18 protein-coding genes are annotated in these 24,380 nt (G+C 67.0%); 8 read left to right on the top strand and 10 right to left on the bottom strand.

Features of this window, described 5'->3' with window-relative positions; translation table 11 throughout:
• Positions 1-9: 9 nt before the first annotated feature.
• Positions 10-2,208 (bottom strand): alpha-glucan family phosphorylase, encoded by a 2,199-nt coding sequence (glgP, locus tag FJ386_02510; protein ID MBM3875575.1) that lies wholly within the window; start codon positions 2,206-2,208, stop codon positions 10-12.
• A gap of 167 nt (positions 2,209-2,375) precedes the next feature.
• Here glgP and FJ386_02505 point away from each other — a divergent pair, with 167 nt between their 5' ends.
• Both FJ386_02505 and FJ386_02500 read left to right on the top strand, forming a co-directional pair.
• Complete coding sequence (locus FJ386_02505) at positions 2,376-3,620, top strand: alcohol dehydrogenase (GenBank protein MBM3875574.1); 1,245 nt, start codon at positions 2,376-2,378, stop codon at positions 3,618-3,620.
• Entirely contained in the window at positions 3,524-4,732 is a 1,209-nt protein-coding gene (locus tag FJ386_02500) for a dienelactone hydrolase (GenBank protein MBM3875573.1), read from the top strand. Before FJ386_02505 ends, FJ386_02500 begins: the two co-directional genes overlap by 97 nt.
• A gap of 169 nt (positions 4,733-4,901) precedes the next feature.
• Here the strand turns inward: FJ386_02500 and zwf are convergent, their stop codons facing one another.
• From zwf to FJ386_02485, 3 genes are all read right to left on the bottom strand, one after another.
• Positions 4,902-6,461: a glucose-6-phosphate dehydrogenase gene (gene zwf, locus FJ386_02495; GenBank protein MBM3875572.1), complete on the bottom strand. Its 1,560-nt coding sequence runs from the start codon at positions 6,459-6,461 to the stop codon at positions 4,902-4,904.
• A 103-nt stretch (positions 6,462-6,564) separates the two neighbouring features.
• Complete coding sequence (locus tag FJ386_02490) at positions 6,565-7,158, bottom strand: methyltransferase domain-containing protein (protein MBM3875571.1); 594 nt, start codon at positions 7,156-7,158, stop codon at positions 6,565-6,567.
• Positions 7,159-7,315: 157 nt separating this feature from the next.
• Positions 7,316-8,926, bottom strand: coding sequence for an aminotransferase class V-fold PLP-dependent enzyme (locus tag FJ386_02485; protein ID MBM3875570.1), 1,611 nt, complete (start codon positions 8,924-8,926; stop codon positions 7,316-7,318).
• A 240-nt stretch (positions 8,927-9,166) separates the two neighbouring features.
• Between FJ386_02485 and FJ386_02480 the strand changes: the two genes are divergently transcribed.
• Positions 9,167-9,898, top strand: a complete 732-nt coding sequence (locus FJ386_02480) for a redoxin domain-containing protein (GenBank protein ID MBM3875569.1) — start codon at positions 9,167-9,169, stop codon at positions 9,896-9,898.
• A gap of 15 nt (positions 9,899-9,913) precedes the next feature.
• A complete protein-coding gene (locus FJ386_02475; GenBank protein ID MBM3875568.1) occupies positions 9,914-10,219 on the top strand; it encodes a TlpA family protein disulfide reductase in 306 nt (101 codons plus the stop codon).
• A gap of 95 nt (positions 10,220-10,314) precedes the next feature.
• Here FJ386_02475 and FJ386_02470 read toward each other — a convergent pair whose 3' ends face one another.
• Positions 10,315-12,702, bottom strand: a complete 2,388-nt coding sequence (locus FJ386_02470) for a VWA domain-containing protein (protein MBM3875567.1) — start codon at positions 12,700-12,702, stop codon at positions 10,315-10,317.
• Here FJ386_02470 and FJ386_02465 point away from each other — a divergent pair.
• Genes FJ386_02465 through FJ386_02455 form a run of 3 tightly spaced genes read left to right on the top strand, consistent with a single transcriptional unit; the run spans position 12,553 to position 16,730 of the window.
• Positions 12,553-13,674 (top strand): hypothetical protein, encoded by a 1,122-nt coding sequence (locus tag FJ386_02465; protein MBM3875566.1) that lies wholly within the window; start codon positions 12,553-12,555, stop codon positions 13,672-13,674. The genes FJ386_02470 and FJ386_02465 overlap by 150 nt on opposite strands.
• A gap of 50 nt (positions 13,675-13,724) precedes the next feature.
• Positions 13,725-15,467, top strand: a complete 1,743-nt coding sequence (locus tag FJ386_02460; GenBank protein MBM3875565.1) for a secretion system protein E — start codon at positions 13,725-13,727, stop codon at positions 15,465-15,467.
• Positions 15,468-15,521: 54 nt separating this feature from the next.
• On the top strand, positions 15,522-16,730 hold the full coding sequence (locus FJ386_02455) for a molybdopterin molybdotransferase MoeA (GenBank protein ID MBM3875564.1): 1,209 nt from the start codon (positions 15,522-15,524) through the stop codon (positions 16,728-16,730).
• An 82-nt stretch (positions 16,731-16,812) separates the two neighbouring features.
• On the opposite strand, the gene FJ386_02450 is transcribed toward FJ386_02455, so the two are convergent.
• The 3 genes from FJ386_02450 to pyrF are packed head-to-tail and all read right to left on the bottom strand — an operon-like array spanning position 16,813 to position 20,850.
• A complete protein-coding gene (locus tag FJ386_02450; GenBank protein ID MBM3875563.1) occupies positions 16,813-19,422 on the bottom strand; it encodes an acetylxylan esterase in 2,610 nt (869 codons plus the stop codon).
• Entirely contained in the window at positions 18,909-20,114 is a 1,206-nt protein-coding gene (locus FJ386_02445; GenBank protein MBM3875562.1) for a hypothetical protein, read from the bottom strand. Before FJ386_02445 ends, FJ386_02450 begins: the two co-directional genes overlap by 514 nt.
• 25 nt (positions 20,115-20,139) lie before the next feature.
• Positions 20,140-20,850 (bottom strand): orotidine-5'-phosphate decarboxylase, encoded by a 711-nt coding sequence (pyrF, locus tag FJ386_02440; protein MBM3875561.1) that lies wholly within the window; start codon positions 20,848-20,850, stop codon positions 20,140-20,142.
• Between pyrF and FJ386_02435 the strand changes: the two genes are divergently transcribed.
• Positions 20,834-21,175, top strand: coding sequence for a SlyX family protein (locus tag FJ386_02435; GenBank protein MBM3875560.1), 342 nt, complete (start codon positions 20,834-20,836; stop codon positions 21,173-21,175). The genes pyrF and FJ386_02435 overlap by 17 nt on opposite strands.
• A gap of 9 nt (positions 21,176-21,184) precedes the next feature.
• Here FJ386_02435 and FJ386_02430 read toward each other — a convergent pair whose 3' ends face one another.
• Positions 21,185-21,763, bottom strand: a complete 579-nt coding sequence (locus tag FJ386_02430; protein ID MBM3875559.1) for a pseudouridine synthase — start codon at positions 21,761-21,763, stop codon at positions 21,185-21,187.
• A gap of 57 nt (positions 21,764-21,820) precedes the next feature.
• Positions 21,821-24,055, bottom strand: a complete 2,235-nt coding sequence (locus FJ386_02425) for a hypothetical protein (protein ID MBM3875558.1) — start codon at positions 24,053-24,055, stop codon at positions 21,821-21,823.
• Positions 24,056-24,380: the final 325 nt, after the last annotated feature.

Raw genomic sequence — 24,380 nt, 5'->3', positions numbered from 1 at the left:
GGCCGGCCGTCAGTCCGTGACATAGAAGTCCCTCGTGTATTGCTGCACCATGCGCCAGGTGTTGTATTGTGGCACGAGCGTGGACATGGCGCGACGGATGCGCGTGATCCACTGTCGCGGGATGCCGTTGGCGTCACGGTTGTAGAACATCGGGATGACTTCCTCGGTCAGCACGCGGAAAAGGTTTTCGCTGTCCTGCCGGTCCTGCTCCTCGACGTTGTCGGGGTGAGAGTCGCCACCGATGGAGAAACCGTTGGTGCCGTCGTAGCCTTCGCGCCACCAGCCGTCCATGATGGAGAGGTTGAGGCAGCCGTGGCAGCCGGCCTTCATGCCGCTGGTGCCGCTGGCTTCGAGCGGGCGGCGCGGGTTGTTGAGCCACACGTCGCAGCCGGAGACCATCGAGCGGGCGACGTGGACGTCGTAGTTCTCGATGAAGACGAGGTGGCCCTTGAGGTCGCTGTATTTGCCGAGGTGGATGATGTGCTGGATGAAGCGCTTGCCCTCGTCGTCGCGGGGGTGGGCTTTGCCGGCGAAGACGAACTGAACGGGACGCGCGCGGTCATGGGCCAGTTTCACGATGTTCTCAAACTGCTGGAAGATCAGCGGTGCGCGCTTGTAGGTGGCGAAGCGGCGCGCAAAGCCGATGGTCAACGCGTCGGGGTTGAGCAGCGCATCGAACGTGATGAAGTCGCTCTGCCCGAGCCGGTGGCCTTGAAGCAAGAGCCGGCGGCGTGTGAATTCGATGAGTTCGCGCCGGAGCCGGTAGCGGAGCGACCAGAGTTCCTCGTCGCTGATGAAGGCGGGATCCTCCATCCGTTGCCAGAACTCGGGTGAGTTGACCTCCGTCTCCCACGGCTGCACGGGGTTCTTGCGCCAGAAGGAGGTGGTCGCGCCCCTCGGCGGCTCGCCTGCGTGCGGGGGCGCGGTGAGCTTGCGGCGCCAGAACCGGCGCACGGGACCCTTCATCCAGCCGAGCAGGTGGATGCCGTTCGTGATGTGGCCGATGGGCACGTCGTCCACGCTGCGGTCGGGCCACAGGCAGTGCCACATCTGGCGGCTGACGCGGCCGTGGAGTTCGCTGACGGCGTTGGCGGCGCGCGAGCACTTGAGCGCGAGCACGGTCATGCAGAACGGCTCCTGCTCGTTGTCGGGCGTCACGCGGCCGAGCGCCATCACCTCGTTGAAGGCGATCTTGAGCTGGGTGGGATACTTGTTGAGCGCGTAGCCCATCAGGTCCGTGCTGAAGCGGTCGTGCCCCGCCTCGACGGGCGTGTGCGTCGTGAAGATGCACGACTGCCGCGTCTCGGCGAACGCCTCCTTGAATTTCTTCCCCTCGGCGATTTTCTCGCGGATGAGCTCGAGCGTCAGAAACGCCGCGTGGCCCTCGTTCATGTGGAAGACGGACGGTTGAAGGCCGAGCGCGCGCAGGAGCTTCACGCCGCCGACGCCGAGCACGAGTTCCTGCATGATGCGCGTGGTGCTGTCGCCGCCGTAAACACGCAGGGTGAGATCGCGGAAGCGCTGCTCGTTGTCGGGACGGTCTGTGTCGAGCAGATAAACGGGGACTCGTCCGACGTTGACGCGCCACGCCTGGAAGCTGACCTGATTCATCCCCACCTCCACATGGCAGACGAGCGGGTCGCCCTTCGCGTCGAGCACCGGTTCGAGCGGGAGGTTCCGCGGCTTGAGCAGCGTGTAGTATTCCGTCTGCCAGTTGTCGGGGTTGAAGGTCTGCTGGAAATACCCTTCGCGGTAGAAAAGGCTGATGCCGACAAAGCCGATGCCGAGGTCGCTCGCGGACTTCGCGTGGTCGCCCGCCAGCATGCCGAGGCCGCCCGCAGCGATGGGCAGCGTTTCGTGGAAGCCAAACTCCGCCGAGAAATAGGCCACGGGCCGGTCGAGGAGTTCCGGCGCGTGCTGCCGGCCCCACGTGTTTTCCTCCTTCAAGTAGGTGTCGAAATTCCGGAGCACCCGTCGCACGCGCTCGGCGAACTCGGGGTCCTGCAAGCGCACGCGCAACTCGTAGCCGGTGAGTTCGTGGAGGATCGCCACGGCGTTGTGGTAGAGGTTCTGCCAGCCGCGTGGCGAGAGTTCGGCGAAGAGCTCCTGCGGTTCCTGGCTCCACGTCCACCAGAGGTTGCGCGTGAGGCGATTGAGTCCGTTGACAAGTTCGGTCACTTCAGACGGGCTGAGTGGCTTCTCGCTCATAGGGGCCAAACCGCGGTGAAACGCCGCAGGAACAGCGCGAAAACTAGACACGCACTCCGGGTGCGGCAAACAAATTCACGGTTGAGCCCGGCGGCGGTGGAGGCGGAGCGCGCGGGTGTGGGGAGCGCCCGATTGACACTTCGCGCCGGTGCGGTTACGTGAAGCCCATGACCTCTCCCGCGTGTTCCCGTGTCCTGCCCCTCGCGGCGCTCCTCGCCTTGGGCGTTGCGCCCGGTTCGCGCGCGATGGATTGGCCGCGATTCCGCGGGCCGGACGCCACCGGCATTTCGCGCGAGACCGGCTGGTCGTGGCAATGGCCCGCCGACGGACCGAATGAACTCTGGCGCGCGAAAATCGGACAAGGCGTCTCGACCGTCGTCGTCTCGCGCGGCCTGCTCATCTCGACCGGCCACAATGCGCGCAAGGAAGCCGGCGGCGAGGACACCGTGTGGTGCCTCGACGCCGTGACCGGCAAGCCCGTCTGGAAACACACGTATCCCGCGCCACTGGGCGACCGCTTCTGGGAAGGCGGCACCACGGGCGTCCCCACGTTCGACGGCGACCGCGTTTTCCACCTGAGCCGGCAAGGCGGGATGTTCTGCTTCGATGCGAAGGCGGGCAGCGTCGTCTGGAGCAAGCAGCTCAACAAAGACTTCGGCTTCGCGGTGCCAGAATGGGGTTTCGCGTCTTCGCCGCTGATCGTGGACGGATTGATCGTGCTCAACGCCGGCGACGCGGGCGCCGCGCTCGACCGCGAGACGGGAAAGCTCGTCTGGCAAAACGGGAGGGGCTCGGCAGCGTACGCGACGGCGGCGCTGTTCGAAATCGACGGCACGCGCTGCGTCGCGCTGCTCACCTATCGCGAGTGCGTGGCGGTCGAGGTGAAGTCCGGCAAAGTCCGCTGGCGCGCGCCGTTCAAGTCGAACTACGACACGAACGCCGGCCAACCCGTCATCCACGACGGCACCGTCGAACTTTCGGCCTACAGCACGCCCGCGGTGAAGCTTGAGGCCCGCACCGGCAAGCCCGTCGACGTGTGGAAAACCGACACGCGCGTCCACTTCAACGCGGGCGTGGTGCTCGGCGGCCATCTCTACGCGTTCCACGGCCAGGTGGACAAGCGCGAGGGCGAACTGCGCTGCCTCGACTGGAAGACCGGCGCGACCAAGTGGGCCCGCCCCGGCCTCGGCGTCGGCTCGCTGATCGCATCCGACGGCAAGCTCATCGCGCTCGGCGAAGCCGGCCAACTCGCCGTGATCGAGGCCACGCCCGCCGGCTACAAGGAACTCGCCGCCGCGCACACATTCGCCGGCAAATGCTGGGCCGCGCCCGTGCTCGCCAACGGACTCCTCTACGTGCGCAACATGGCCGGCGACCTTGTCTGCCTCGACCTCCGCACCACCACAAAATGAGCACGACGAACCTGGCCGCGAAGGAACGCAAAGTTCTCAAAGGGCTGATCGTGCCCTGCGCTCTTGGTGCTCTTTCGTGGCTGTCAGTCCACCCCGCCCTGGCGCAAGAACCCGTCAACCTGCTGCGCCCGCCCACGGTCGCGCCCGCGAATGCGCCCGCACTTTCGCCGCTGCTGCTGCCCGACAGGGACGGCATCAACACCATCCGCTCCACCAACGCGTGGAACGCGCGGCGCGAGACGCTGAAGCGCGAGTGGGCCGGCATCCTCGGCGAGTTTCCGAAACAAAAACCGGCCTTCCGCGCCGAGGTGCTCGAGACCGAGGAATTCCCCGAGATGACCCGCCAGCACGTGCGCTATCAGGTCGAGGAAGGCGTCTTCACCGACGGCTACCTGCTTGCGCCGCGGGGAAGGCAGGGCCGCCGCCCTGGCGTCGTCGTCTTCCACCAGACCGTGCGCACGCACGCGCAACAACCCGCGGGTGTGGACGCCTCGAACCCCGAGCTCACCACCGGCGTGCAACTCGTCAAGCGCGGCTACGTGGTGCTCTGCCCGCGCTGCTTCATCTTCGACGACGGCACGAACTACCTCGGCAACGTGAGCCTGATGCAGAAGCGGCACCCCGCGTGGACCGGCATGGCGCGCATGACGTGGGACGGCATCCGCGCGGCGGACTTCCTCGAAGCGCAGCCCAACGTGGACAAGTCGCGGCTCGGCGCCATCGGCCACTCGCTCGGGGCGAAGGAAGTGCTCTACGCGGCGGCGTTCGACGGGCGTTACCAGGTTGCCGTGTTCAGCGAAGGCGGCATCGGCATGGGCTTCAGCAACTGGGAAGCGCCGTGGTATCTCGGCCCGCAGATCAAGAAGGCGGAGTTCAAGCGCGACCACCACGAACTCATCGCGCTGATCGCGCCGCGCGCATTCCTGCTGCTCGCGGGCGAGTCCGCGGACGGCGACCGGAGTTGGCCGTTCATCGCAGCCGCGCGGCCCATTTACGGGATGCTCGGCGCGTCGGACAACCTCGGCTGGCTCAACCACCGCGCCGGCCACCGCTATCCGCCCAACGCACAGGAAATCGCCGGCGAATTCCTCGACCGGCACTTGAAACCGTGACACCGCGTGCGCTCTCGATGACCGGAGGATTCATCCTGGACCTCACCCAGAACGGCCGCGAAGCGTCCAGTTGGGTCGCCGGCAAGCCCGGGCGCGGAATGCCCACGGGCGTGAAGATCAAGGGGAAGCAGCGGATCCCATCGAGTCCTACGCCGCCGAGACGTGATGACTACTTGATCGGCGCCGGATCGCGCCAGACGTGGCCGGCTTGCGCGAGCAAATCCTCGGCGGCGACGGGGCCCCAGGTGTTCGCGGAGTAAAACTCGCGATTCGTCAGCGCCTTGCCCTCCCACGCCGCGCGAATCGGGTCCACGAAGCTCCACGCGGTTTCCACTTCGTCGCGGCGGATGAAAAGCGTCGCATCGCCCGCCATCGCCTCGAGCAGCAACCGCTCGTAAGCCTCCGGCGTGTAGGCGCCGAACGCCGTGTTGTAGCTGAAGTGCATCCGCACCGGGCGCACCGCGAGCGTGGTGCCGGGCACCTTGCCGTTGAAGCGCAGGTAAATCCCCTCGTTCGGCTGGAGTCGCAGCGTGATCGCGTTCGGGTCGAGCCTGCCCTCGCATTTGGCCGAGAAGAGCACGTGCGGCGTGGGCCGGAACTGCACGCGCACCTCGCTCGCTGACAGCGGCATGGACTTGCCGGTGCGCAAGTAGAACGGCACGCCGCTCCAACGCCAGTTGTCGATGTAGAGCTTGAGCGCCGCGTAAGTCTCCACGTTCGAGTTGGTCTTCACCTTCGGTTCCTGCCGGTAGCCGGGGCGCAATTCGCCGTCCACCATGCCCGCAAAATACTGGCCGCGGACGATCTGCTTCGCGACGTCCGCGCCGCGGATGGGGCGGATGGACTTGAGCAGCTTCACCTTTTCGTCGCGGATGGCCTCGGCTTGCAACGACACGGGCGGCTCCATCCCGATGAGCGAGAGCACCTGCGAGAGGTGATTCTGCACCATGTCCCGCAGCGCGCCCGCTTCCTCGTAATAGCCGCCACGCCCGCCGACGCCGACCTTCTCGCTGACGGTGATCTGCACGTGGTCCACGGACTGCCGGTTCCAGAGCGGCTCGAAGATGGAATTGGAGAAGCGGAACATGAGGATGTTCTGCACCGTCTCCTTCCCGAGGTAATGGTCGATGCGGTAAATCTGCCGCTCGTGCGCGAAGCGCGTGAGTTCGTCGTTGAGCCTCGTGGCGCTGGGCAGGTCCGTGCCGAAGGGCTTCTCGACGACGATGCGCTGCCAGCCGCGCGGCTCGTCCTTGTGAAGCAGGCCCGCGCGATGCAGGTGCTCGACGACCTCCGCGAACTGGCTCGGCGCGATCGCGAGGTAGAAGAGCAGGTTGTGGCGGAGTTGCGCATTGCCGAAACTGTCGAGCAACGAGCCGAGCTTCGCGTAGTCCGCGACGTCGCCGAATTCCCCCTGGCAGTAATGCAGGCTTGCGGCAAACGCGGACCACACCGCGTCGTCCACGGGCTTCGTGCGCGAGAACTGGTCGAGCGCCGTGCGCAGTTCCTGGCGGAACGAGTCGTCGCTCTTCTCGCGTCGCGCGAAACCGATGACGCGGAACACGGGCGGCATCTGCCTTTCCTTGAACAGGTGGTAGAGCGCCGGGATGAGCTTGCGCGCGGTGAGGTCGCCGCTCGCGCCGAAGATGACAACCGAACACGGTTCCACGGCCTTTCGCCCGTCGTCCAGGCGGCACGTCATCAGTTCGTCGAGCTGTTGCAGTTCATCCATGCCCCGACGATGCCGGAGCAGGGCAGGCGTGGCGAGAGGGAAAGGGGGAAGTGACGAGTGATGAGTTAGAAGCGGGCAGCAGGCGGCGCGCGTTTTCCCCTCCTCACGCCTCGTCCCCGGCGGCGCGCCGCCACCAGAACATCCGCTCCAGCCCGGTGCGGTTCGGATACGAGCGCGGGACCCAGTCTTCCAACAACTCGAACCTTGGAGAGAATCGCGCGACCACCTCGTCGCGCGTCGTGCCGAACGGCGGGCCGTCCGTGTCGGGAATCAGGTAGTGGACGGCGAGGAACTGTCCGCCCGGCTTGAGCCAGCGCAGCACGGCGCGCGCGTAGTCTTCGCGGCGGGTGGGATTGATTGCGCAATAGCACGTGTGCTCAAAAATCCAGTCAACGCGCGCGAAGGGTTTGTCCGCGAGAAAGTCGCCGGGTTGGAAATCCGCCTTCAGTCCGGCGGCGGTGGTCTTCTCCCGGGCCAGTCGAACCGCGCTCGGCGCGATGTCGAGTCCGGTCGCGATGAAGCCCGCGGCGGCAAAGGCCCGCGCGTCGTGGCCCATGCCGCAACCGGGCACGAGCACGGTCGCGACGGCAGATTGCGGGTGCGCGGCGAGCCAGTCCACCAAGCCGGGCGAAGGTTCGCCCTTTTCCCACGGAGTGTCAGCGCGCTGATAACGGTCTTCCCAGTTCGTGTCGGCCACGCGGACAGCGTGAAGTCGCGGCGACCCGTCGGCAAGCGGAGTCGCGGGTCTCGGTCTGATCGTCCCCGGCGTCGTCCTCCTTCGCGAACTGGCGCGCGGAGCCGGACGGAAAACGGATCGAGCAGGGGCACGAGGCCGAGGGGGAAGCCGCCGGCGCTTACGAAGCCAAATCGAGCCGCTGCAACCGTCCGACAAGCGCGTCGAGCGATTCGTGCGAGAACTCGCCCATGAGGCAGATCTGGATCCAGTTGCGGCGGCGCAGGTATTCGCTGTGCGCGCTGAGGAGATAGCCCGCCTTCTCGAGCTTGCGGCCGATTTCGCCCGAATCCACCTCGGGCGGCAGGACGAGCGTCACGACACCGGGTGCCGAGTGCGGCTCCGGGGCGAGGACGTGGAAGCCGAGCTTGCGGAGCCGCGCGCGCAACGCGGCGCTGTCGGCGGCAAGCGTCGAAAGGCGCTGCGGCCAATCCACGCGGCGGACGGCGGCGTGCAGCGCGTGCAGGAGATTCGAGGACTGCGTGAACGGGACGCCCGGCGCCGTGGCATACATTCCGAGGTCGAGGTAGCGCGGCAACCGGTCCGGCGCGGGCGCGATGTCGTGATGGTGGAAGACCAGCGAAAGGCCGGGATATGCCGCGAGGCCCTTGCCGCTGGCGGACGACGCGAGCCAGACGCCGCGCAAGTCCACGGGCGCCGTGCCGAGTGTGCTGATGCAGTCGGCGGCGAGCTTCACGCCGCGGGCGGCGCAGAGGCGCTTGATGCCCTCAAGGTCGTTGAGGATGCCGGTCGAGGTCTCGCCGTGCACACACCACAGCCATCGCGGGGCGTTCTTGCGGTCGAGCGCGCGGGCAACGTCGTCGAGGTCGAACGGTTCGCCCCACGGCACTTCGAGCGTTTGAAAGCCAAGCCGCCACCGACGCGAGTGGTCGGCGAGGCGCGCCCCGAATTCGCCATTGGCAAGGACGAGCCCCGGCGCGGATTCGAGCGAGAGTTGCGCCGCCACGGTGTCGTTGCCGAGCGTGCCGGAGCCGAGGAGCACCTGGACCTTCGTCGCGCCCGTGAGCGAGCCGAGCTGGAGCTTCACGGCCTGCAAGGTGGCGATGAAATCATCCCCGCGGTGCGACTCGGGCGTGGCCTCGAACGCGCGCCGCACGTCGGCGTGCGTGGCGACGGGGCCGGGCAGGAAGTTCACCTTTTCACGCGGCGCGGGGCCGTCCTCGAAGCCGTTGAGTAACCGCGCGATGACTGGCTCGAAGTCCTCTTTCACGAGCGACATCGGCTGGAACCACGCGTCGCCCGAGCCGACCAGCGGCCCGAAGGGCTTGAAGCCGAGATGCCGGTAGAGCTTCAACTGCCGCGTGGTGCCGGAGATGATGCCCATGTCGTAGCCGCGTTCGATCGAGTGCTTCCAAAGCTGCGAGAGCAGGCCGGGGAAGACGTGCCCCGCGCGGTATTTCCGCTCGACGGCGAGCAGGCGCAGTTCGCAGGGGGTGCGGCCCGCGGGCAGGTGGTCGTCGAGGTTGGGCAGCTTTTGGTCGAGCGAGAACGGCCTTCGGCCGCGCACCGCGAGCATGCCCGCGAGTTCGCCGCCGCAAAGGCAGATGAGGTAGGTGTTCTCGGCGTGAAAGCGGTCCACGAGCCGCCGCGTGGCGCTCGGTTCGTGCTGCGGGATTTCCTCGACGAAGGTCTTGTAGTTGAGCTCGTGAATGCGCTCGAACTCCCACTCCTCGGTGGCGACCTTGAACTGAAATGGAGGATGCGAGGGCATCAGCGGCTGGCGCTCCCGGCCCGGGCGTTGTGCGCGGGCCGCTTCACGGGGGACCGGCGGAGGGCGGTGGCCCTCCAAGGAGCCGCGGATTTGGTAACCCACGCCATAACCTTGGCGGTCTTATACCAACCGGGAAATGGAAGCGTAAGCGAAATCTCGTGAGGGCTCGCGGCCGCTCGCGGTCGTGGTTCTTCCGTCCCGGGACTGTCCGCAGCCCACCTTCCGCCCGGGCGAAGAAACATGTGTTCAACCCCGCGACCGTCTGCCATGCTCCGCTCCCAATCAGGAGAACGAGACCGGCCGCGCCGGTCTTGGGCCCCGCAACCAACGCACCCGATGAAATCCCATCCCAAGTCCCGCATCGTGGCCGTGGCGTGCCTCTCGGCCGTCCTTGCCGCGCCACTGGTCCTCTGGGCGCAGGACGCTTCCGAGCAAGTCCGCGCGCTCAAGAAGGAGTTCGACACCGCCTACAAGGCCTTCGTCACCGAGGCGCAAGCCACGAAGAACCCGACCCCTGAGCAACGCGCGGCCATCATGGCCAAGTCGCCGCAGCTCAAGTTTGGCGCGCAGTTCCTGGCGCTCGGGGAGAAGCTTGGCAAAGACCCGGCCGCCGCCGAGGCGTTCGTGTATGTCGTGCAGTTCAACCCGCGCAGCGCCGATGCGACCAAGGCGATGGACCTGCTCGCGCGCGACCACGTGAACAGCCCGCGCGTGCTGCCGCTCATCGCGATGCTTCCACGCCTCGAGAGCGAGCCGGCGTCGCGGCTGCTCAAGGCCCTTGCGGAGAAGAGCACCGAGGCTTCGATTCAAAGCGCCGCGAAGAAGGCGGCCGAGACCGCTGCCAAGGGAGCGGACTTCGCCATCGGCAAAGTCGCGCCCGAAATCAGCGGCGAAGACATCGACGGCAAGGCGTTCAAGCTTTCCGATTACCGGGGCAAGGTGGTGGTCATCGACTTCTGGGGTGATTGGTGACCGCCCTGCCGAGCCATGTATCCCCACGAGCGGTCGCTCGTGGCGAGACTCAAGGACCAGCCCTTCGCCCTGCTTGGCGTCAACAGTGACCCGAAGGACAAGGTCGTCGCCGCCCTCAAGCGGGAAAACATCACCTGGCGTTCGTGGTTCGACGGCGGCAAGACCGGCGGCCCCATCGCGCAGCAATACGGCGTCACCTCGTGGCCCACAATCTACGTCCTCGATGAGAAGGGCGTGATCCGCTACAAGAACGTCCGCGGCGAGCGGATGGATGAAGCCGTGGACACGCTGCTGAAAGAACTCGCCGCCAAGGGCAAGTAGCAAGCGCGACGGCGCAAGCGCGACTCAAACCCTCAAACACCACAGCCGCCGGGCAACCGGCGGCTGTGCGTTTTCGGGTGACGACCACCCGCGGGTCAGTCCGTCACTTCATACACAATCCCGCCCCAAACAAACTGCACATTGCGCCCGACGGACAGCCATTGCGCGGCCTGGGGCACACGCCGGAGCAGGTCGAAATACCCGGCGGAACCGAACGCGACCTTCTCGCGCGGAAGGCTCGCGGCCCTTTGCACCTCGGCATCGAGCCACGCATTGCCGTTTTGGAAGAAGCTCTTGCCGGCGACGAACCGGTTCTGCTGCGCATACTCGATCACGCGTTCCGTCGCCAGCATCGCCGGCGTCGCGGGCACGGTCGCCACGGGCGCGCCCGCGATGACGCCGCGAAATCCGCCCGGATGGGCCGGGCCGGAAACCGTCCGCTTCGCCGCCTCGCCGCCATCCCGAAGCGCGCCGGTGGGCGCGTCGGCCAACTTCAAGCTGAGCGACTGGCGCGCGCTGTTCACGCCCTCATCGCCGTCCTTCTTGAGGCGGAACGACTCGTAATACCAGTGGGCCTGCCGGCCCGCCTCGCGATCCTGCTCGAGCCGCAACAGGGTCCGCCGCGCCTCGGGCACGTTGCGCTGGCGTTCGTCCTCGACGATCAGATACGCCGTGTAGGGCGTGACGATGCTGTATTGGCGCGCGAGTTCCGTCACCTCGTCCTTGAGTTCCTTGTTCTCGCCGCGCAGGCGGATTTCATCGAGCAGGAAGCCCACGCGCCGCGTCGCCCACAAGCGCGGGATGAAGTCGTGCCCGCCCTGGGATTCCGGGAACTCCACGTCAAGCTCGAACCGGCGCGGCTCGCCGCCGACGGTTCCCTCGACGACCACCTTGGCCCTGCCGTGGCCCGAGTAGCGGCCGGCGAGCACGAGTTGGTCGCCGCGGAACAAGTCGGGCAGCGCGTTCGGGTAAAGTTTCGTCGCGCGGACGCTTTCGGGGAACTTCACCTTGAGATTCGCCAGCGCCGGCTCCTTGATCTTCGAGTAGAACGCCGAGAGCTTCACTTCGAGGTCCTCCTCGGGCAGCACGTATTGGCTGTAGGCGCGGGTCTCCTCGGTGATGCGGTCGAGCAGGTGCGTGTTCACGTCCGTGCCGATGCCGAAACAGAACACGCGCGTGCCGGCGGCGTTCTTCTCGCGCACGTTGCGGACGATCTGCTCCTCGTCCGTCGTCCCGATGGTCGGCTTGCCGTCCGTGAGGAAGATGACCACATATGGACGCGCTCCTGCGCCCGCGACACCCGGCGGCGCGAGCGCGAGCGCCTTGCGCAACGCGTCGTCGATCGCCGTGCTGCCGAGGGGCTTGAGTTCCTTGATGAAGTCCGCCGCGCGCTTGCGGTTCGCGGGTTCGGCATCCGCGAGCTTCTCGAAGAGCGGCTCCACCTCCGTCGAGAAGCGGAGCACCTCGAATCGGTCATTCTCGTTGAGGTTCTCCACGCAGAAGAGCAGCGCCTTCTTCGCCTGTTCGAGCTTGCCTCCCGCCATTGACCCCGAGGTATCGATCACGAACGTCACGTCCTTCGGCTGCGGTTTCCTGCCCTTCGTCTCGACGCCCGGGCTTGCGAACAGCACGAAGTAGCCGTCCTCCGCGCCGACCCGGTGTGCGACGAGGTTCATCGCCACGTCGGCTTGCTCCTGGCTGAAGAAGAGCTGGAAGTCCGCGTCCGGCCGGTCGTTTGCGGACTCGAATCCAACCGTGGCGCGCCGGGCCTCGCGCTTCACGTCGATCTTGTGCGACGGCGAGTAAAGCGCCTTGAGCGGCCGGCTGGTTTCGAGGTCGACCTTCACGCTCACGGACTTGATGGGCCGCGCGGAGAACTTGTCCGCCCCCAGCGGGCACACGTAGCTCACGAGTCCCGAATCGTTGCGCAGGAGTTGCGTCCACGTGAGTGTGACGCGCCGCTTCGCGTGCGGGCCGATGGGGAACACGCGCACGCGGAACAGGTCGCGCCCCGCGTATTCGAGCAGCGCCGGGTCCTTCATCGAGCGGACGATCTCCTCGTAGATGCCGCGCGCCTTCGCGGCGTCGAGCAGCTCGGCCTCGGCCTTCTTGCCGTCGATCTCGAGCGTGAATCTGGAGAGGTGCGCGCCCTTCGGCACCGGGAACATGAACGTGCCTTCGAGCGCCTGCGGGTTGGGGTTGTAGAATTCCTGCTCGACGGTCGTGGTGGCGAGTTGGTCGAGGATCCTGACGGCGACCTTGTGCGACGCCACCTCAAGCGGCGCGAAAGGATACGGCCGCGGCGGCAGGATCGGCGGCCGCGGCGGAATCGGATGCCGCGGCGGCGGTTGCGGGACGATCACGATCGGCTGGCCGCGCGGGTCGAGGCCATCCACGGGAACACTCACCATGACGAAGCCCGCGCCGAAGGACTGTGCCCCGCCGAAGACAGCGAGCACGAAAGCAGGGAAGAAGCGGTTCATGGCGCGTTAGACGGCCCGCGGGCGCGCGTGCTCCGGGCTCTTTCGCCGGCGCATCACACAGGTCCGGCGCAAAACCGTCTCGACAATGATTGGCGTTCCATGACTATTCCGGCCAAATCAATGTCTCCCGGCCTGACCACCAGCGAAGAGCAGCAACTGCTTCAGACCATTGAGATGTTCAAGGTCATTACGGCGTCGCAGCCGCAGGATGTCCAGTCGCTTGAAATCCTCAAGGAATCCTACTTCAAGCTCAGCCAGCACCGCGAAGTGGTGGACACCTCCAGGCGCATCGCCGAAGCCTACGTGCAACTCGGCCAGCTTTCCTTGGCGATCATGGAGTATGAGACCATTCTCCAGCGCCATCCCGACGACGCCGACGTGCAGAAGGCCCTTTCCGAAATCGAGCGCAAGACGAACAGCTTCGCGACGCGACCCGCGTCGGCCGAACCGATCGGCCAGGGCGGCGCGGCGGACAAAGGCGGTCGCGCAACCAACAAGCCCCGAGCCGCCACGGCCGAGGCCACCGAGGTGGACGACGGCTGGCAGGCGATGCAGAAGATTTTCGTCGAGGGCAAGATCATCTCGAACAGGGACTTCGGCCGCTGCTGGTTCACACCCGCGGCGGACCACACGGGCGGCGTGGTGGACCCGTTCATCCAGCGCCTCGCCGACCAGTCACTGCATCCCCTCGAGAAATCCATCAGGCTGCTGTGCGACAAGTCGCGCCTGAGCTTCCTGCCGCTCGACCGATACGACGTGGACATGGAACTCGCGCGCAGTTTCCCGCGGGCCACGTGCCAGAAGTGGTGCATCCTGCCCTTCGACCGGCTCAGCAAGTCCGTGCTCGTGGCCACGGCGAACCCGTTCAACAAACAGGCCGCCTTCGAACTGCAGGCCGGGACGCCGAACCGGCTCCTCTGGTATCTCGCCTCGCCGACGGACCTCATCAAGACGTTGAAGAAAGTGCGCTGAACACCCTCGGCTGAGCGGCCGACGCCACCCAACCCCGAACCGAGCCCGCCATGCCGCCCATCAAATCCTTTGGCGAACGCATCGCCGACGCGCTCGTCGAGGACTCGCTCATCACGCAGGAGCAGATCGAGGAGTTGCTGCAAATTCAGAAGAAGGAAGGCACGCGCCTGCTCAAGCTCCTCATCGACAAGTCGCTCGTCTCCGACATTGACATGGTCGTGAGCATGGGCCGCGTCCTCAACACCGCGCCCGTCAACCTCTCGCGCGTCTCCATCCCGCCCGAGATCGCCTCGCTCGTGCCGCGCGACGTCGCCATCAATCACAAGGTCATTCCCGTCACACGGCTTGACAACAAGGTCTTCCTCGCGATGGCCGACCCGCTCAACGTCCTCGCCCTCGACGACGTCAAGCGCATCACCAAGCTCGACGTCCAGCCGATGATCGCCCCGGAGAAGGCCATCCTCGACAAGATCAACAACCTCGACTCGGGCAGGGCCAGTTCCATGGAGGACATCATCAAGTCCGCCCAGGAACAGGAGGAACTCGACCGCGAGGCCGAAGGCGCAGAACTCGTCACCACTCCGACCAACAGCGCCGACGCCGGCGACCTTGCCGCGGCGGGCGAGGAAGCCCCGGTCATCAAGCTCGCCAACGTCATCCTCGTCCAGGCCATCAACGACAAGGCGAGCGACATCCACATCGAGCCCTTCGAGAAGGAAGTCCGCCTGCGCTACCGCGTGGATGGCGTGCTCATTGACCAGCAGAAGCCGCCCAAGTCCATGCAGCACGCGCTCATCTCGCGCATCAAAATCATGTCGAACCTCGACATCGCCGAGCGCCGCCTGCCGCAGGACGGCCGGATGCGCATGCGCGTCCGCGGCCGCGACTACGACCTGCGCGTCTCCGTGCTCCCCACCGTCCACGGCGAGAAGGCCGTGCTCCGCGTGCTCGACAAATCCAACCTCTCCGGCTCCATCGACAAGCTCGGCCTCGACAAAAACACCTTCCGCCGCGTCAAGGAAGCCATCGACGCGCCGCACGGACTCATCCTCGTCACCGGCCCCACGGGCTCGGGCAAGACCACCACCCTTTACTCGGCGCTCAATGAACTCAACAACCCCGACTTCAACATCGTGACCGTCGAGGACCCCGTCGAGTTCCAGCTCATCGGCGTCAACCAGGTCCCCGTCCGCAAGGAAATCGGCCTGAGCTTTGCCAACGCCCTGCGCTCGATTCTCCGCCAGGACCCCGACATCGTGATGATCGGCGAAATCCGCGACGCCGAGACCGCCGAGATCGCCGTCGAGGCCGCGCTCACCGGCCACCAGGTGCTCTCCACCATGCACTGCAACGACGCCCCCGGCGCCATCTCCCGCATGGACGACATGGGCATCGCGCCGTTCCTCATCTCCAGCTCCGTCATTCTCTCCTGCGCCCAGCGCCTCGTGCGCCGCATCTGCTCGGTCTGCAAGGAGCCGGTCTCCTACCCGCCGAAAATGTTCGAGGACCTCCACATCGAGCCGAAGTTCTTCGAGGGCGCGCAACTCTTCCGCGGCCACGGATGCGAGCGTTGCAAGAACTCCGGCTACGCCGGGCGCGCCGCCATCATCGAGGCCATGACCGTGAGCGACTCCATCCGCAAGCTCGTCATCCAGCGCCTCAGCGCGAACGAAATCGGCAAGGTCGCCGTCACCGAGGGCATGCAGACCCTCCGCATGGTCGCGCTCGAAAAAGCCCGCGAAGGCATCACCACCCTCGAACAGGTGCTCGTCACCACGCCGAGCCCGCACTAGCAGCCGCGGCGGGGCGCGGTCCTGCCGGGCCGGAGAATCTCCAACCCGTCCCCGATGCTCTCCCTCGAAGAAGCCCTTCAGCGCATCCTCGCGCAACTGCCGCCGCCCACCGTCGCGCCCCTTCCGCCTTCCGCCGCGGCGGGCCGCTTCCTCGCCGCGCCCGCAGAAGCGCAGGTGGACGTCCCGCCCTTTGACAACTCCGCGATGGACGGATTCGCCGTCCGCAGCGCCGACATCTCCAGGGCCTCGCCTCAAACTCCTGCCGCGCTGCGACTCATCGGTGAAGCCGCAGCCGGGCGCGTCTTCGCCGGCGAAGCCACTGCGGGCACCTGCGTCCGCGTCTCCACCGGCTCGCCACTTCCGCGCGGCGCCGACGCCGTCGTGATGCAGGAGGACACCCGCGCCGAGCCTGCGCAACCCGGAACCGTGTTCATCCTCGATGCGGCCAGGCCGTGGGAGAACGTCCGCTTCCGCGGCGAGGACGTGAAGCGCGGCTCCGCGCTTGCCTCACCCGGCGCTCGACTCGATGCGGGGCTCATCGCGCTCCTTGCCGCGACGGGCTGCGAAACCGTGGCCGCGGCCGTTCCGCCGCGTGTCGGCCTGCTGGCCACCGGCGACGAACTGCGCGACCCCGGACAGCCCCTCGGCCCCGGACAGATTTTCGAGAGCAACCGCGCGATGCTGCGCCCGCTCGTCGCGGAGACGGGCGCGGTCCCCGCCGCGTTCCCGGTCGCGCCCGACACGCTCGGCGCCACCACCGCCGCGCTGCGCTCCGCGCTGGAAACCTGCGACATCGTCATCACCTGCGGCGGCGCATCCGTCGGGGAACACGACCACGTGAAGGACGCCTTCGCCGCGCTCGGCGGCGCGCTCGACTTCTGGCGCGTCGCCATCAAGCCCGGCAAGCCGTTCATCTTCGGCCGGCTCGGGCGGACGTTCCTGTTCGGCCTGCCCGGCAACCCGGTCTCCGCATTCGTCACCTTCCTGCTGCTGGTCCGGCCCGCGTTGCTGCGCTGGCAGGGCGCGGCCGAAATCCGGATCCCTTCGCACCCGGCCGTGCTCGCCGAACCGCTCGCCAATCGCGGCGACCGCCGCCACTTCGTTCGCGTCTGCGTGGATGCCGCGGGCTCGGTGACCTCCGCCGGCGCGCAAGCCTCGCACCGGCTGGGCTCGCTCGCCGCCGCCAACGGTCTTGTGGACGTGCCCCCCGGCACCACGCTTGCCGCAGGCGCGACCGTGCACGTGCTGCGGTTCCGGTTCTAGTCCGCCGGGTGTTCGCCCGCCGTGACGTCGAGCGTGCATCCTTCCACAAACAAACCGCGGCCCGACCCGGCACGCGCTCCGTTCACTTCAGCGCCTTCACGATGTCCGCGGCGTTGGTCGAGGACAGGATGGTCAGCGCGGCGGCGGCCTTCTCCATTTCGTAAACGCGGCGCGTGAAGTCGAACTGCTGCCGGAGCGCGGCCTCGTCGAGCGACTTGCCACCACCGGTCACGCCGCCGGCGATGACGAGCTTGCGCGGCGCAATGAGCGCGGCGATGTGCGGGATGTCGCCCACGTCGCGCACAATGCCCGGCGCCATGATGCCGAGGCGCTGCCCCTCGTAAGGCACGTCCGTGAGATAACTCGTGAGCGAGCCGACCGTGACGACGCGCGTGATGCGCGGGTCGAGCGCCGCGGCGCACAACGCGACCACGCCCGCGGGGCCGATGCCAACCACGGTCAGATCGCCGCCTTCCTTCATGTTGAGCGCATCGAGCCCGCGACGGATGTCCACAACCCACTGACCAAGCAACGGGCGACCGAGCCACATGGACCACTCCGCGGTGTTATGATCCGGCGCACGGCCGATTCTGTCGCGGGGGTTGCCATCAACACCCACGTTTCTCAACCCCAACCAGACGCGCCGGAGGTTTTCCCCCTTGAACGCATTGCTCCATTCCTCCCCGTAGTTTGGCCCACCTAAATCAATAACGGCGAAAGTCCCCGCAAAGCTCAACCCACGTTCCGCCTCCACGCCCACCATCAGGCGGCTCTCTGGAACGAAGATCTGTCCAAATCCGGAAGCCTTGATCACGCCACCAAACTTCGGCAGACCACCCAAGATGTCGGATTGAAGAGAGTCCAACAATTTCGGCTTGGACATCCCAAAGTTAGCCACCGACGGAGACCGCTCCATCAGCGCCACGTTGCCCGCGACGAGAGCGAACTTCGGAATCGTCAGCCAGTCGTCCGGCCGCGTCTGACCGGGGAAGCACCGCAGCGTTTCGGGGTCTTCGGTTTTGATTTCCGGTTCGGGGATGGGCGAGCCGTCGCCTTCGCCTTTCAGGTGCTTTGTCATCCAGCCATACATCGCCTCGCGCATCGGCTGGTTGTAGGCGTGCGGTGATTCGAAGATGGCGTGCCGCACATTCGCCGCCCTGCCGTGCAGCGCGAAGACCGGCTCCGCGAGCGCGAGAGATTTCTTCGCCTCGCCGACGGAGAATTGATGCGCGTCCTTCGTGGCGCTGACGACCATGAGCGCGCGCGGCGCGACCATCGCGAGCAGGCCCCACTCCTCGGTGAACCGCAGCGCGCCGGGCACGACCTCGCACATGCAGCACGCCGCGCCGAGGTAGGCCTGGTAGTTGCCGACGGAGCAGACGGGCACGACGGCCTTGAAGCGCTCGTCAAACGCGCCGGCATACATCGTCTGGTTGCCGCCGCCGCTCGCGCCCGTGATGCCGAGCCGCGCGCCGTCCACCTCGGGCCGCGTGAGCAGGTAATCCACCGCGCGCATGTTCTCGTAAACCTGCAAGCCGCTCAGCGGCAGCCCGACCGGGAACAGCGTCGCCGCGACCATCTCGCCGTGATACTCGCCAAGGTTTTTGGAAAGCCCGCGTTCGCCCGCGCCGAAGGCATCCACCACGAGCACGAAAAAGCCGAGCTTCGCCAGCCCGATGCAGCGCGACTGCACGACGGGGTCCTGCTTCGCGCCGCGCCAGTGGCCGTGGACGCACAACACGGCGGCGAGCCTGCCGGCCTTGTCCGGCACGTAGGCATTCGCGGTCATCCACACGCCGGGGAAAGTCTGGAAGATGATCTTCTCGACGCGATAGCCGTCGCGCTGGAGTTCGCCGAGCTTCTTCGGGTTGAGCGGCGCGGGCTGCTTCGGCCAGCCGCCCCACGACTTTGCCAAGTTCGTGCGAAGCGCGGCGCGATGCAGGTTCCAGTCGGCAATCGAGGCGGGTGGCTTGTCGTTCACCCGCAATTCGGCGGCGCTCGCCTTGACGAAACTGAGGAAGGCTTGCGAGGCGTCGTTCGTGGCGGGTGGCTGTTGGGCGATGGCCGTTGCGGCGAGCGACAACGCGACCGCGGGCGGGAGCAACATTCGCCGTGGCATGGCGGCATCTTGTTTCCCGCGCCCAACGCGGGCAAACGCAAAGTGGCCGCCGCGACGGCTCACATCACTTCCGCCAGTGCCACGAGGCGCCCGCGTTCGTTCAGCGACTTCGCCCCGGCGTGGAGGATGGCGGTGACTTCGAGGATTTCCTGGTGCGGCACCGGTTCGACACGGGTCTTCACCATGTGCAGAAACACCTGAGCCATGCGGAAAATCTGGTAGTGGTGGCCGAACCAGTAGTTGCCGTCGATCGCGGGCGTCCACTCGTGAGTCTTCTTCGCAAAGTGCGCGCTCGTGTGGCTGTAAGTGGGCGCGACGTCCGGCCGTCCATACCAGACTTCCGCGGGCATCCGGTCCGGCCACGTCAGCAGCGCGTGGCACGTGGCCTCGCGCGCATACATGCTCACGGCTTCCACGCCTGCGCCGCAAAGCGTCATGGCCATCCACGTGGGATGCTGGCCGTAGATGAACCAACCCTGGTAACTCCAGCCGCCTGCCTGGCTCGCGATCACGTATTGCAGCGGGCCGAACTCGCCCGAGCGTTTCATCCGCAGCGCCTCCTCCGTGCCCCATTGATGCCGGAACAGGCTCGACGACATCAGCGGCGCCTTGTGCTTGCGCGCGAACTCCAGGATCTTGCGCGTCTCCGCCACCGTGCCCCCGATGGGCTTGTCGCAAAATGTCGGCAGGCCCTTCTCCAAACCGGGCGCGCAAAGTTCGAAGTGATCCTCGCCGCGGCCCGACGCGTCGCCGACCCAGATCGCGTCGGAGTTGCGCACCAGTTCATCGAGCGTCCGCGCCACGGGCACGCCGGGGAAACATTCCGCGAACATCGCCGCGCTCGCGGCATCCGCGTCGTAATAACCCGAGATGCGCGTGTCCGAAAACGGCAACTGCGCGAAGTCCTCCTTCGGATTGCGAAAGTGCGACTTGAACAAATCCACCGGCCCCTTGCTCAGGTGCTTCTCGATGGCCTTCAAGTCCACGGTGGGATGAAACCCCTGCGCGAAGTGGTAAGTGTGGCCGTTCGTCTTCTGCGGGCGGCCGCCAATCGAGGTCGAGATCACGCCGATGCGCCACACTTTGCCGGGCGCAAGCGCCGCAGGCTCGGCGGCGTCCGCGACCGCCGGGGCGAGTGCCGCGCCGGAAACCGCCGCGCCCGCGCCGCAAAGAAAGTCACGTCGGGTGGAACTCGTGGATGAACTCATGGCGTCAAGGGTGTGATGCAGCGTCGGAGTGGCGGCTTCCAAACCCGGTGCGAGCATCAGACGCAGCGGGCGCGAGCCCCGATCATTTCAATTTCAACGAGTCCAGAATGCCCAGGGCCGCTGCGCGCGGAGCGGGCGCGGCGGTGATGGGGCGGCCGATGACGAGCCAGTTCGCGCCCGCGGCCATCGCCGCCTCGGGCGACATCGTGCGCTTTTGGTCGTCGGCTTTCGCGTCCGCGGGACGGATGCCGGGCGTGACCAGTTGGATTGCCGCCGGCAACGCGCGCCGGAGCATCACGATTTCGAGCGGCGAGCAGACCAGTCCGCGCAGTCCGCTCGCGACGGCGAGCTTTGCAAGCCGCTCGACTTGCGAGGCGACGTCCGCCACGACGCCAAGGCTCGTGAGGTCCGACGTGTCGAGACTCGTGAGCACCGTCACTCCCAGCACGAGCGGCGCGGGACGGCCGAGCGCGCGCGCGGTTTCCTGTGCCGACTTCTCCGCGGCCCGCATCATGGCCGCGCCACCGCACGTGTGCACCGTGAGCATCCGCACGTCGAGCTTCACCGCGGACTCGACGGCTTTGGCGACGGTGTTCGGGATGTCGTGAAACTTGAGGTCGAGAAAGACCTCGCCTCCCGCCGCGCGAATCCGCCGCACCACATCCGGCCCTTCCGCGGTGAAAAGTTCCTTGCCGACCTTGAACGCGCCGACCGCCGGCGCGAGTTCGGCCGCGAGCTTGAGCGCCGCGCCAGCGTCCGGCACGTCCAGCGCGACGATGATGGGATTGCGCATCGCCGCGATTGAACACAAAGCGCCGCGTTCCGCCAAAGCAAAAGCCCGGGCGAGCGGCGCGCCACCGTATTTCGAGCTTGGGATTTCCCGTCAGTTGAAAGGTAATCGTCGCATGGACGAATCGTTGCAGGCCCGGCTCCTGAGACTCGAATCCGCGATCGCGCATCTCGAGCATCATCACGAGCAACTCAATGCCGTGGTCGTCGGGCAGGCTCGCGTGATCGAGCAACTCCGGAGGGAGATTGCGCGCGCGTCGCAGTCGATGGAGCGCCAGGAACTCGAGCGCATCAGTGCGCAGCAGCAGAAGCCGCCGCACTATCAGTAGGCACGCGACTCAGCGGCGCGAATCCCGGAGCACGAGCCCGCGCTCCGCGTCGCGAAGTTCGCGCCAGCGCCCCGGTGCAAGTTCGCCGAGCCGGAACCCCCCGATGCGCACGCGCACGAGTCGCAGCGTGGGATGTCCGACTGCCGCCGTCATCCGGCGCACTTGCCGGTTCTTTCCCTCGACGAGTTCGAGCCCGATCCAGCACTCGGGAACGCTCTTGCGAAATCGGATCGGCGGCTCGCGCGGCGGCATGTGCGGCTGGGGCTCGAGCCGCCACGCGCGGCACGGGAGTGTCGCGCGCCCCTGCACTTCGACCCCGCGTGACAGTGTCGCGAGCGCGTCCGCCGCCGGGATGCCCTCGACCTGCGCCCAATACTCGCGCTCGTGCGCGTGTCGCGGGTGAAGAAGACGGTCGTTCAATCCGGCCTCATCGCTGAGCAGCAGCAGGCCCTCCGAGTCCGCGTCCAGCCGGCCGATGGGATACACGCGCGGCGGGAAACTGAAGTCCGCGAGCGTCCGAAACTTCGAGCCCGGCTCGGGCGTGAATTGCGACAGGACGCCGTGCGGTTTGTGAAACGCGAGCAGCATGCGGTCAACCGCGAAGGCACGAAGGACACAAAGAGGGAAACGGCGGCCGGCGGCGGGTCATCGCGCGGGCCTCACTTGGAAGCGGATCGTCGCCGGATTCCGGATGTCGGAGACATCCACGCTTCCGGTCGCGTCGGGTGTGGGTGTCCGCCCGCCAAGCTTGGCGGCGAACACCTGCCAGCCGTCCGGCACGCGCACGCGGAGGAACGCCGCCTTTGGCGCGCGCGGCGGTGGCGTGAACTCCGCGAGCACTTCGCCGGCGTTCAAGCGCGAACGAAGCGTCAGGCTCGTTTCTCCAAACGCCGTCGGCGCGCGTTCGAGCTTGAGTTCCTTCCCATCCTCGAGCCAGCGGCGCGGCGTGGCGAAGCCGAGCCGCAGCGTGTCTGCGCGGCCGTCGTCGTCGAGGTCCCAATCCTGCACGAGCAGGTGACGCAGCATCGAGAGGAAGTGCGCGTCGCCGGCGCTGTTGGGCGGGCAGTAAAAGAGCCGCCCGTGCACGTCCAGCGGCGTGAGCGAGCCGCCTTCGCCCGCGACAAACGTGTCGCGCGTGAAGCCCTGCGCGAGCATCCCGTAGAAGCTCACCAGGGCGCGGTCGGGTTCGTCGCGGCGCAGCAGCGTGAGCACGTAGCGCGTGCCGTAGAGTGGATTCGCGCTGTGCGGGCCGGTCCAAAACGTGACGTTCGGACGCGAGCGGGTCATGCCCATCGCGAGGCCACCGTTCTGCTGGATGTAATCGAGCAGGCCGCGCTCGCGAGGCGCGCCGAGGATGCCGGTGCCGAGGACGTAGTTCGCCATGAGGTTCCAGTAACTGCCCATCTTCGTTTCGGTGATCGCGTCGTAAGGCTCCTCCTCGCCGGACAGCGCAATGGGCACGAAGCCGGGGGCCGACGCGCGCGTGCTGCGGTCCACGGCGGTGAGGATCTTCTGCTTGAACTCCTCGGCGACCTTCGCAAGCCGTCGCGCCTCGTCGCGCTCGCCCATCGCGTCAAGTGTCGCGGCGAAGTCCCTCAGCGCGCGCCATGACTTCGCGTTCGAATTCAGCGAATAGACCGGCGTGGCGATGTCGCCGCAGTATTGCTCGCGCGGGAAAAGCCCCTCGGCGTTCGTGCGGCTGTTGACGATGAGGCGGACCTCCTTCTCCCATCGCGGGCGCATCTCGCGGATGAACGCGTCGTCGCGCGTGTAGCTGCGGACATGCGCCATGAGCTGGAGCTTGTGGCCGGCCTGATGGAACTCGAGGCCCTTGCGCGTGAAGTCGAGCTGCGAGACGGCGAGCGGTCGGACCTCGTGCCCCCACCACAGCAGCGCGTGCAGCGCGTCGCAGCCCTCGGCCTGGTAAAGGCGGTCGTATTGGTTGCCCGCGCTGTAGTGCATCCGGTTGCTGCGGATGAGCGCGTGCGTTCCCACGAGCAGCGACCGCCACGCGTTCATCACCACCGGCTCCGGCACGGAGATCTGCATCCCGCGCCCGACCCGTTCGCTCCACGTTTTCACGCACGCCTCGCGTTGGCGCGCGAAGCCGCCGTTCGCGAGCGGCGACGGTGTGGCCGCGTCCATCGGGGTCGTGGGAATGGCGAGCGTAAAGGCGTTCTTGTCCGTGAGCGCGGCGACGAGCCGTTGCCGCTGCCACTTCCAGCCGGCATCAAACCACGCGAGCACGCGGCCTTGTTCGTCGCGCACGGTGTTCGCCTGCGCCGTGGGCGGGGGCTTGGAGTCCACGTGAACCGCCACCGCGCCCTTCGCGCCCTCGGCGAGTCGGAACTTCACCAGCACGACGCCGTGTTCCGCGAACGCCGGCTCGGCGCTCGCGAAAGCCTCCTGCGCGATGCGGACGCCGTCGTGCGCGTAGGCGAGCTGCACGATGGGCAGCCAGCCTTCCGCATAGCGCGGGCCGTCGAGCCGCTCCGTGAACTCGCCGAAACGCAGCTCGTCGGGGCCGACGCGGAAGAACACCGGCGTGCCCACATCATTCCAGCTCCGTGTGCCACCGCGCAGGTTCAACCCGCTGCCGTTGGAGATGAGCCGTGCCTTCACCGGCGCGCCGGGCGCGCTCAACACGATGGGGTAATGGAGGAAGTCCGCGTTGACGTAGCGCAGCGGTGGCAGCAGCGGGGTGAAGAACTCGTAGCTCGCGCCATTGGGCTGGCGCAGCGCGGCCTCGCCCCATACGTCTGACTTTGATGCGAGCGCCGCATTGCGCCCGTCATCTGTGGCAGCCGCCCGCGCGCCAACGGCGCATCCGAGCAGGAACGCGCAGAGGACGATCGTGCGCGGTGACTTCAATGGACTCATGGCTTGCGGCAGTCTGCTCTGCCGGGCCGCTCGGGCAAGCGGAATTCCTTGGACCTGCCGCGTTACCCGCCGAACACGCGGGTCAACCTCGCGGCGTGATACTCGCTTCGCTGCGCCGTCGTCATCGAGTCGAAATCGGGGGAACCATCCTTGCGCTCGGGCCAGCCGGACGAGCTTCGCCTTGACGGAGAGCCGGATGCCAGCGGGTTGCTCCGCACCTCCACCGTCGACCGCTTCGTCGCGCTGCCGTCGTAGCTCATCGCCTGGTCGGTAAGTTTGAGATCATCCTCCAACGCGCGCACGGGCTTGATGCCCTTGCCCTGAA

Source organism: Verrucomicrobiota bacterium, from assembly GCA_016871675.1.
GTDB lineage: Bacteria > Verrucomicrobiota > Verrucomicrobiia > Limisphaerales > VHCN01 > VHCN01.
Note: the sequence above shows the minus strand (reverse complement) of the source record. Positions and strands in the feature narration are given on the sequence as shown.